We start from the raw sequence: 8,467 nt of genomic DNA on the forward strand, positions 1-8,467 counted from the left end.
TTAAGTGAGGAAAAGACAAACTATACGATTTAATTATGGACTATGCACAAAGTTCTGGGTATGAAGTCAGGATCAATGAACATTATATAACTGATAGCATAATAGAGAATACAGAAAATCAATTTTACCGTCTTTTCAGGACAGGCCTTGGGGAAGCCCTTGGAAGTGAACCGGAATTAGTTCTCTCTCCAGGAACATTTGATATGAGATTCACACATCAGGCAGGAATTCCGTCGCTTAATTACGGCCCTGGAATCCTTGAGGAATCTCACATGAATGATGAAAAAATATTGATTAATGATCTTAAGAAATCCATCGTTGGCTTTGCTGCAGGTCTTTATGAAATAGCCAGAGGTCTGTGAGATTGGGGTTTCTCTTAACCATGTTAACATCTATCTTTAGAAATTATCATAGGTCTGATGCTTAAACTTCGTAGGTATAACCCTATACTCCGTTCTCAAATGCTTCGGGAGATGATTTTTGTTCTACTGTTCAGGCGTTGAATCGGCAATAGCTTTTTCCAAGACATTATGTGCTAATGTGGCACATTTCACTCTACTAGGAAATTGTGATGCACCATGCAGTGCCTCTAAATCACCTAAAGGAACGTCTGAGGTTCCACCTGCCAGGAAGGCCTTGAAATTTGATACCAGTGACAGTGCCTCATCAACAGTTTTTCCCTTAACTGCTTCAGTGAGCATGGATGCCGATGCCATACTGATAGAACATCCCTGCCCGCTAAAGCAAATCTCTTCAATTCGCCCATCCTTTATGATCAAGTCCAATTTAATTTGGTCACCGCAGGTTGGATTTAATAGGCCGGCACTTTTCGTAGGATGTTCCAAATGTCCGTAATTTCTTGGCGACTGATTATGTTCTAAGATCTCCTCACGGTAAATATCATCAAGATTCATAATTTAAAGTACCTCCTTGCTGTCTTTATGGCATCCACAAGAGCATCAATGTCTTGACCACTGTTATATAGATAGAAGCTGGCACGGGCTGTAGATCCAACATCCAGCCAGCGCATCAAAGGTTGGGCACAATGATGTCCGGCGCGGATAGCTATCCCCTGCGCATCAAGAACCTGAGAGACATCATGGGAGTGTATTCCTGAAATGTTAAAGGCTACAACGCTGGTTCGTGGATAAGGCGGACCATAGACTATGACTCCAGGTATCTCTTCTAACCTCTGATAAGTTTCTTGTGCAAGTTCCCGGCTGTGCTCCTCAATTCTGGACATGCCAATAGCATTTAAGTAATCCACAGCGCTGCCAAGGCCAATAGCCCCAGCAATATGCGGTGTACCCCCCTCAAATTTTGCAGGGAGTTCGGCCCAGGTTGCATGTTCTCTGTCAACATATGCAATCATTTCTCCACCGAATACGACTGGGTCCGAAGCCTCCAGTAAAGCTTCTTTGCCCCATAAAATACCTATTCCAGTAGGCCCCAGCATCTTATGGCCGGAAAAAGCAAGGAAATCTATTCCCAGGTTCTGAACATCTGTGGGCTGGTGCGGGACTGATTGAGCCCCGTCAACGACCATAATAGCTCCAACCTCGTGCGCCAGTTTTGCTACCTCAGCTATGGGATTTATGGTGCCTAACACGTTTGACACCGCTGAAAGGGTCACAATTCTGGTTCTGTTGTTAATTTGTTTTTTTACGGATTCTATAGTAATTGTCCCATCTTTATTGAGATCAATGTATCGTAAATGCGCTCCCTTTCTCTTCGCTAACTGCTGCCATGGGATAATATTGGAATGGTGTTCCATGGGAGAAAGGACAATTTCATCCCCTTCTTTTAAAAATTTATCTCCCCACGCTCGAGCAATAGTGTTGAGGCTTTCGGTCGTTCCCCTGGTAAATATTACTTCACGGGCAGAGTTGGCATGGATGAAGCGTGCAATCTTTTCCCTGGCGTCCTGCATCGCTACCGTTGCTTCTTCTGCCAGAGTGTGTACACTCCGCAAAACATTGGCATTGGTGTTTTCATAGTATCTGGTGATGCAGTCAATGACTGATTGTGGTTTTTGGGATGTTGCAGCTGAATCCAGATATACTAATCGATGTCCATTAATTTGCCGCTTGAGTATGGGAAAATCCTCTGTGATATCAACCAATGCTGTAATCATGCTTTTAACCCCATTTCGTTTTTAAGTAATATAACATTCATCTAACTCCCCCCAATGAGACCCCATCCGAAAGGGTGGGAAGGAATTGGGGTGCGAATTGCAATCCTTTTCCATATTTTACCAGCTTGACCTTCTTCGTGTTTATGTCCATCTTCTTCCCTCCTCCTTTTATTACGATTGATTTCCCATAGTTATGCATACCAACAACACTGAATCTCTCATGATCATGCAGAACCATGTCTCCAGGCTGGAATGCATATCTTTTCCTTATTATTGATGGCCTGAATCCCTTCCTGTTCGTCTGGATGGAACGGTTGTTCCTCCTTCTCTGTGTGATTGTAAATGGCAATGTCCTGATCTGAACAGTTCCTCCAGCAATCACAAATGCATCGTTGGCATGGGTTTTATCCAGACCAAGAGAAATACGATTCTTCTTTGTAATGAATCCCAATGTATGTTCTGATCCTGTAAGTTGTGTAAGCTTCCACCTTACAGTGTTCATGAATGCTGCATCTCTCATGGTGATCAATGCCCTCTTCCTCACTTCAGGATATCCAAACTCTTCTGCTGTGAGGTTGTTCTTCTTCTGGTTACAGTCATGACATGAGATTGCGAGATTATTGACCGTATCGGGACCATCTCTTGATCTGGGCGTTAGATGCTCTATTTCAAGAGGCACACCTGTCTTGCCACAATACACACATGTGCGATGGAATTTCTCAAGGAGATATTCCCTGATCTCATATCCCTGAAGTTCTCCCTGCTGGTATTCTATTCCACTTATCTCAGGATTCTTCATCTTCTGGGTATCAAAGGATGCAACCTCTATCACTGTGTTTGATACGGGAAGTATTCGCTTCAACTTCTCAATCAATCTTATATGAGTTTCCAGTTTGTGTTCAATGCTTGGTGCGAACCGTCCTTCTTTATTATTGCCACGATTCATGAATCTTGGTTTCCTGTACCAGAGCTTATTTCTCTTTTTTCTGCGGTACATTGCCTTTTCTTCATTGAGCTTCGGTATGTCAGTTCTTATTACTACTTCCCCGGATATGAGTTCTTTATTGTCTGTTACAGCAGAAAAACCTATGTGTTTGTATCCAGAATCTATGCCCAGTGTTATTGTTTCCACGTTTCCCTCACAATGCCAAAGCAACTGTATTGTGAACGGATTAGAAGAAATTACTTTGGCTTTCTTGTCACTTAGAAGATGTCTTGCCTTGGCGGGTTTGCATGGAATCAATGGTTTTCCATCATCGTTTAGAATAAATACCGGCATATCGGCTTTATGCCCTCCTACCGGTGAGAGTAGGTCCACATGGGGGTTGTTAGAAGGGGTTTTTAAACCATGCACACTGAGAGTTTCCTCTCTGTTTAATGCATGATCACAGTTGCCACGGACTTGTGGAGCATCCGTAGGTGTGTATGTATCTCTCCTATCTAACTTCTGCTTCTCTTTCATATGTTTCTCCATGTTTTTAAAGCCCCCTAATCAACTCTTGCGCTGTTCCTCACGAGACAAGCCCCTTCCGTCAGGGAGGGGTAGTTGACTTTCAGACCAATATTTAGCTTATTCCTAGTAAATACCCTGTAGTTAATACTTTTTATAAACCCATTTATGTAATATTTTAGTATCCTATTCATCTTTAAACTATAAAATATAGGTACTAAAGGGTTGTGTTAGATGCAATGTTGAATACAGCTGGAATTTTATTTAATATGGTTATTTTCCTCTTCTGAATGGCTATTATAAGTGCTTCTCCATTTTCCAATATCATTTCGAAGTATCTCCTCAGCCATGGTATAGGGGTCTTTGTCAAGAATTCCATTGTTATATTCTATACTGTCAATATATTTGGAATACTTATTGTATATAGTTTCCATTACCACCATTTTCAGTTTTCTGTAATATTTCTCTCGGAAGTTTTTTTTGTCAAGCTTTAATATGTTTGCAACAAACTCATCATAATTCTCGCCTGTTATGGAATTCAGCCCTATAACCGGTGTGGACAGCTTATTGCTCATGTTTAACGATTCCCTTATATCCTTAATAGCCAGATACGACCCCTCTCTGTCCGTTTTATTTATTACAAAAATATCTCCTATTTCCATCATACCAGATTTAATTGCCTGTATTTCATCTCCGAGCCCGGGTGCAAGAATTACGCATGTTATATCTGCTATATTCATTATATCCACATCTGCCTGGCCTGACCCAACGGTTTCAAGTATGACAAAATCGCTTCCAGATGCTTCCAGAATCTTTGTTATGTCCCATGTATATTCAGAAAGCCCGCCATTATACAGTCTGTTGGATACGCTTCTCATATATATTCCCCTTCTGGTGAGAGCAGCCTGCATCCTTATCCTGTTCCCAAGTATGGCCCCACCAGAGAACGGGCTGGCCGGGTCAATAGCAAGAACGGAAACCTTGCCGTGATCTTCAAGCATTGGGGCAAGATTGCCTATTAAAGTACTTTTCCCCACTCCCGGCGGTCCTGTTATACCGATGATCTTCGCATTTCCGTATCTGTATATCCTACTGATTATTTCCTTTCTTGATTCATAACCGGAATTCTCTATCAGTGATATGGATCTGGCAATGCTCCTGTAATCTCCTTTCAGAATGCCATCTGTTAGCCTATCAATATTCATTTTCCCTCAATTTCCTGATTTCCATTGCCCGTTTTTTTACATGGTTGATTATTACACTGAGAGGTGTTCCAGGGCCGAAGTTGCCTGTTATTCCCATTTTTTCAAGTGCAGGTTTGTCTTCGTCAGGTATTATTCCTCCACCTACTACAGCTATATCGTTTATTCCACGCTTTTTCAGGATTTCCATGACATTTCGGAATGCAGTCATATGCGCACCATTTAAAAGGCTCAGTGCAATTACATCCACATCCTCATTAACTGCTGTATCAACAACCTCTTCTGGAGTTGGCAGCAGCCCTGCATATAAAACATCCATACCAGCATCCCTGAATGCCTTGGCAAGAACAAATATGCCCCTGTCATGCCCGTCTATAGCAGGTTTGGCCAGCAGAATTTTTATTGGGGCCTCAGTATATTTTCGGTTCTTTCCACTGTCCAAAGATATCCCTCCCTATGTTTGATATTTCCTCAATTGTGCAGTAGTTTCTTACGCAATCCATGATATAAGGCATTAAATTTATACTTTCATCTTCCATTGCATTTCTCAGTTTTTCAAGTGATTCAGCCACCTTGTTTCCATCTCTTTTTCCCTTAACTTCCCTAAGCTGATTTATCTGCCCGTTTTCTGCTATGTCTGAAATTTTCAGGGTGTTAATTGGCTTTTCATCCTTATCCACATATCTGTTTACGCCTACTATTATATCATTATTATTCTCTATTCTCAATTGTTTTTTGTATGATGTATCTGCTATTTCTTTCTGTATGTATCCTGATTTTACCGCATTTAGTATTCCACCCATCTTTTCTATCTCGGAAAAATACTTGTAGGCTTCCACTTCCATATCACATGTCAGCCTCTCCAGATAGTATGATCCCCCTAATGGGTCTATTATGTCGGTTATTCCAGTCTCTTCGGCAATTATCTGCTGTGTCCTCAATGCCACCTTAACCGCATCATCTGTTGGAAGAGCCCATGCCTCATCATATGAATTTGTATGCAAACTCTGCGTCCCTCCAAGGACTGCGGCCATTGCCTCTATTGTTGTTCTAACTATGTTGTTAAGTGGCTGTTGCCATGTAAGTGTGTAACCAGATGTCTGTGTATGGAATTTCAGTGCCATGCTCTTAGGATTTTTCGCGTGGTATTTTTCTTTCATTACAGTTGCCCATATTCTTCTTGCAGCCCTGAATTTAGCTATTTCTTCAAAGAAATTAATAGAGGAATTAAAGAAAAAGGACATCCTCGGGGCGAAGTCATCAATGTTCAATCCTGCATTTATCCCCATTTCTATGTAATAAAATCCGTCTGCAAGGGTAAAGGCAAGTTCCTGTACCGCACTGGAACCTGCTTCCCTTATATGGTAACCAGAGACACTAATATAGTTCCATTTGGGTACATATTTAGTTGAATAGGTAAGCATATCCCTTATTAGCCTCAAATGGGCTTCTGGAGGATACATCCATTCTTTCTGGGCTATATATTCCTTCAGTATGTCGGCCTGCACTGTTCCAGCTATTTTGTCCAGTGGAATCTTTTTTTCTTCGGCTAGTACAAAATACATGGCAGTAAGTATTGCGGCCGGTGCGTTTATGGTCATTGAAGTGCTTACCTTTGCTAGGTCTATACCATCAAAGATACGCTCCATGTCGTGAAGAGAGGATACATTGACACCGCATTTTCCAACTTCTCCTTCAGACCTTTCATTATCACAGTCGTATCCATAAAGCGTGGGCATGTCAAAGGCGATGCTCAGTCCTGTTTCTCCGTTTTCAATAAGGTATTTCAATCGTTTATTTGTGTCATCTGGAGTTCCGAAACCTGAAAACATCCTCATAGTCCAGTTTCTTCCACGGTACATGTTTGGGTATACACCTCTGGTAAAGGGATACTCTCCCGGATATCCAAGAAGTTTTTCGGTGTTATCAGGAAGGTCGCCAGCAGTATACAATTCTTTTACTGGCATTGAGGATGAGTTTACATGTTCCCTGTCGACATATCCGGTTTTTTGATTCCATGGCTGCAGTACCGTATTTTTCCAATTTTCATAGTTTTTATCCACCTTAAAAGATCCCGTTATTTCCTTAACCTTAAGATCCCAGAAATTTTCCATGTTATCTTAATGGTTAAAAGCATTAATATTTTTCTTATAATACCATATCCTCTATGTTTTGTTTCGCTCTTGCCATCATTGAAGAAAGATGATGAATGGTTTAATGAAATCAATTCTCAAAGCATATGATATCATTAACAATAATGATTCTGAATACAAAAATAAAAATCAGGAGATAATTTCAAATTGAAAAAAATAAATTTTTATTGCTTCGGCTTTTCATCCCTGTTTTGTTTCATGTTGTCTTCCTGCTTCTCTGTTTGTTTAGGTGCTGCAGGTTTTCTACCATAGAAGTAATACACCGCAGCCCCAAGGAGGACTATTGCCACTCCGGTTCCCACGTATGCACCTATATAATCTGTATGAATCGGCACTACATTGGTGCTGGTAAGTGAGTTTGTCGTTGTAATACTTGTTACAGTATATGTTTCGTTGGCTGTAGTTGTTCCACTACTTACGTCCTTAGAATATGAATTTACATTATCATACAATATGAGATCCGTTGCAGGGTTCACATAGATGGCACCAGTAATATTAGTGTATGAGGTAGCCCTTGTGGCGTTTGCCTTTACTCTAATTACATGTTCATCTATAATGTACTCTGTAGCTTTCACAGGTCCAAAGGGCGTCTTGTAATAGGGTAATACAACTGCTTTTGAATAATTAAGTGTGAAGTTACTGGCAAAGCTGTCATATTTTCCCTGATATATTGGGTGCAATAATGTCACATTTTTGGAAGTACTGCTGACATAGATAGGCACCATATATTTTGCCTGGGAAATTGGTAAATTCGAATACGAGGTCATCCCAGATGATGTGGGAACAGTTATATTTACAGCAGTAACATTTGAGCTGCTAACTGTCACGTTGTAATAGTATGTGCCTAATGGTATCATATAGTAGGGAATACTGCTGGTGTTGCTTGTGGTAGTTTTTCCAATTCCATTATGCGTTGAATATGTTTAGGAATCAATATAACCAGATCTACTGCAAACATAATTCATCGACGAACCACTTGCCAAATACAAATATGATGTTGAGGCGGGGCTTGCTGCAATGGATAATGGAATATCAATCATTAGAACTGCTGTCAACAAAGTAGCTAACACTAAAAGGCACTTTTTATTTACAGTTTTCATATAATATAAAATCATATGTTATATAAAAATATTTGTATTTGTATAGCTACCCGAATCCACACAGCTCTTTTCTCAATATTTTATCCATCTCAACAAACATGCTCTTCCCTTTCAGGTTCCATGTTGCAAGCAGTGATGAGATGTACTGGTAATTCTGTGATCCGTTCTCTGATCTGAATGTCCCTATGATCTTCCTTATTACAACATGTTCCCTTATTGCCTGTTCTGCAAGGTTGTTGGTAGGTTCCATTCCCCTGTACAGTAGACATGTGAACCATGATCCCAGACCATTGCGGATGTATTCCACAGGTTTGTGCAATTCACTGAATGGATCATAGCGTTTTACAAGATCTTCCATTCTGCTGTCGAACTTCTCCTTCATTGATTTTCTCAGATTCATGTCTTCTGATTCCAGGGATTCTTCAGTT

General features: G+C 40.7%; 9 protein-coding genes. 1 reads left to right on the plus strand and 8 read right to left on the minus strand.

What is annotated here, in order from left to right; all coding sequences use genetic code 11:
• Positions 1–35: 35 nt before the first annotated feature.
• The gene (locus AMDU4_RS11445) at positions 36–362 is read left to right on the plus strand and encodes a M20/M25/M40 family metallo-hydrolase (protein WP_021788129.1); all 327 of its coding nucleotides are present in this window, start codon (positions 36–38) and stop codon (positions 360–362) included.
• 123 nt (positions 363–485) lie between these two features.
• Here the strand turns inward: AMDU4_RS11445 and sufU are convergent, their stop codons facing one another.
• From sufU to AMDU4_RS11485, 8 genes are all read right to left on the minus strand, one after another.
• Complete coding sequence (gene sufU, locus AMDU4_RS11450) at positions 486–914, minus strand: Fe-S cluster assembly sulfur transfer protein SufU (protein WP_021788130.1); 429 nt, start codon at positions 912–914, stop codon at positions 486–488.
• A complete protein-coding gene (locus AMDU4_RS11455; RefSeq protein ID WP_021787950.1) occupies positions 911–2,134 on the minus strand; it encodes a cysteine desulfurase in 1,224 nt (407 codons plus the stop codon). The genes sufU and AMDU4_RS11455 overlap by 4 nt, the downstream gene beginning before the upstream one ends.
• Positions 2,135–2,171: 37 nt before the next feature.
• Positions 2,172–3,596 (minus strand): RNA-guided endonuclease IscB, encoded by a 1,425-nt coding sequence (gene iscB / locus AMDU4_RS11460; protein ID WP_021788131.1) that lies wholly within the window; start codon positions 3,594–3,596, stop codon positions 2,172–2,174.
• Between the two features lie 248 nt (positions 3,597–3,844).
• Entirely contained in the window at positions 3,845–4,789 is a 945-nt protein-coding gene (locus AMDU4_RS11465) for an ArgK/MeaB family GTPase (protein ID WP_021788132.1), read from the minus strand.
• On the minus strand, positions 4,779–5,234 hold the full coding sequence (locus AMDU4_RS11470; RefSeq protein WP_342765608.1) for a cobalamin B12-binding domain-containing protein: 456 nt from the start codon (positions 5,232–5,234) through the stop codon (positions 4,779–4,781). The genes AMDU4_RS11465 and AMDU4_RS11470 overlap by 11 nt, the downstream gene beginning before the upstream one ends.
• A complete protein-coding gene (locus AMDU4_RS11475) occupies positions 5,197–6,900 on the minus strand; it encodes a methylmalonyl-CoA mutase (protein WP_021788134.1) in 1,704 nt (567 codons plus the stop codon). The genes AMDU4_RS11470 and AMDU4_RS11475 overlap by 38 nt, the downstream gene beginning before the upstream one ends.
• A 203-nt stretch (positions 6,901–7,103) precedes the next feature.
• Positions 7,104–7,796 (minus strand): hypothetical protein, encoded by a 693-nt coding sequence (locus tag AMDU4_RS11480; protein WP_021788135.1) that lies wholly within the window; start codon positions 7,794–7,796, stop codon positions 7,104–7,106.
• 289 nt (positions 7,797–8,085) lie between these two features.
• Positions 8,086–8,467, minus strand: a 382-nt coding sequence (locus AMDU4_RS11485; protein WP_021788137.1) for a transposase, incomplete at its 5' end; no start/stop codon positions are given.

The organism is Ferroplasma sp. Type II (assembly GCF_000496155.1).

Excerpts from the sequence above, each read along its gene's own strand:
- AMDU4_RS11445 (WP_021788129.1), top strand. The coding sequence starts at position 36 with ATGGACTATGCACAAAGTTCTGGGTATGAAGTCAGGATCAATGAACAT.
- sufU (WP_021788130.1), bottom strand. The coding sequence starts at position 914 with ATGAATCTTGATGATATTTACCGTGAGGAGATCTTAGAACATAATCAG.
- AMDU4_RS11455 (WP_021787950.1), bottom strand. The coding sequence starts at position 2,134 with ATGATTACAGCATTGGTTGATATCACAGAGGATTTTCCCATACTCAAG.
- iscB (WP_021788131.1), bottom strand. The coding sequence starts at position 3,596 with ATGAAAGAGAAGCAGAAGTTAGATAGGAGAGATACATACACACCTACG.
- AMDU4_RS11465 (WP_021788132.1), bottom strand. The coding sequence starts at position 4,789 with ATGAATATTGATAGGCTAACAGATGGCATTCTGAAAGGAGATTACAGG.
- AMDU4_RS11475 (WP_021788134.1), bottom strand. The coding sequence starts at position 6,900 with ATGGAAAATTTCTGGGATCTTAAGGTTAAGGAAATAACGGGATCTTTT.
- AMDU4_RS11480 (WP_021788135.1), bottom strand. The coding sequence starts at position 7,796 with ATGATACCATTAGGCACATACTATTACAACGTGACAGTTAGCAGCTCA.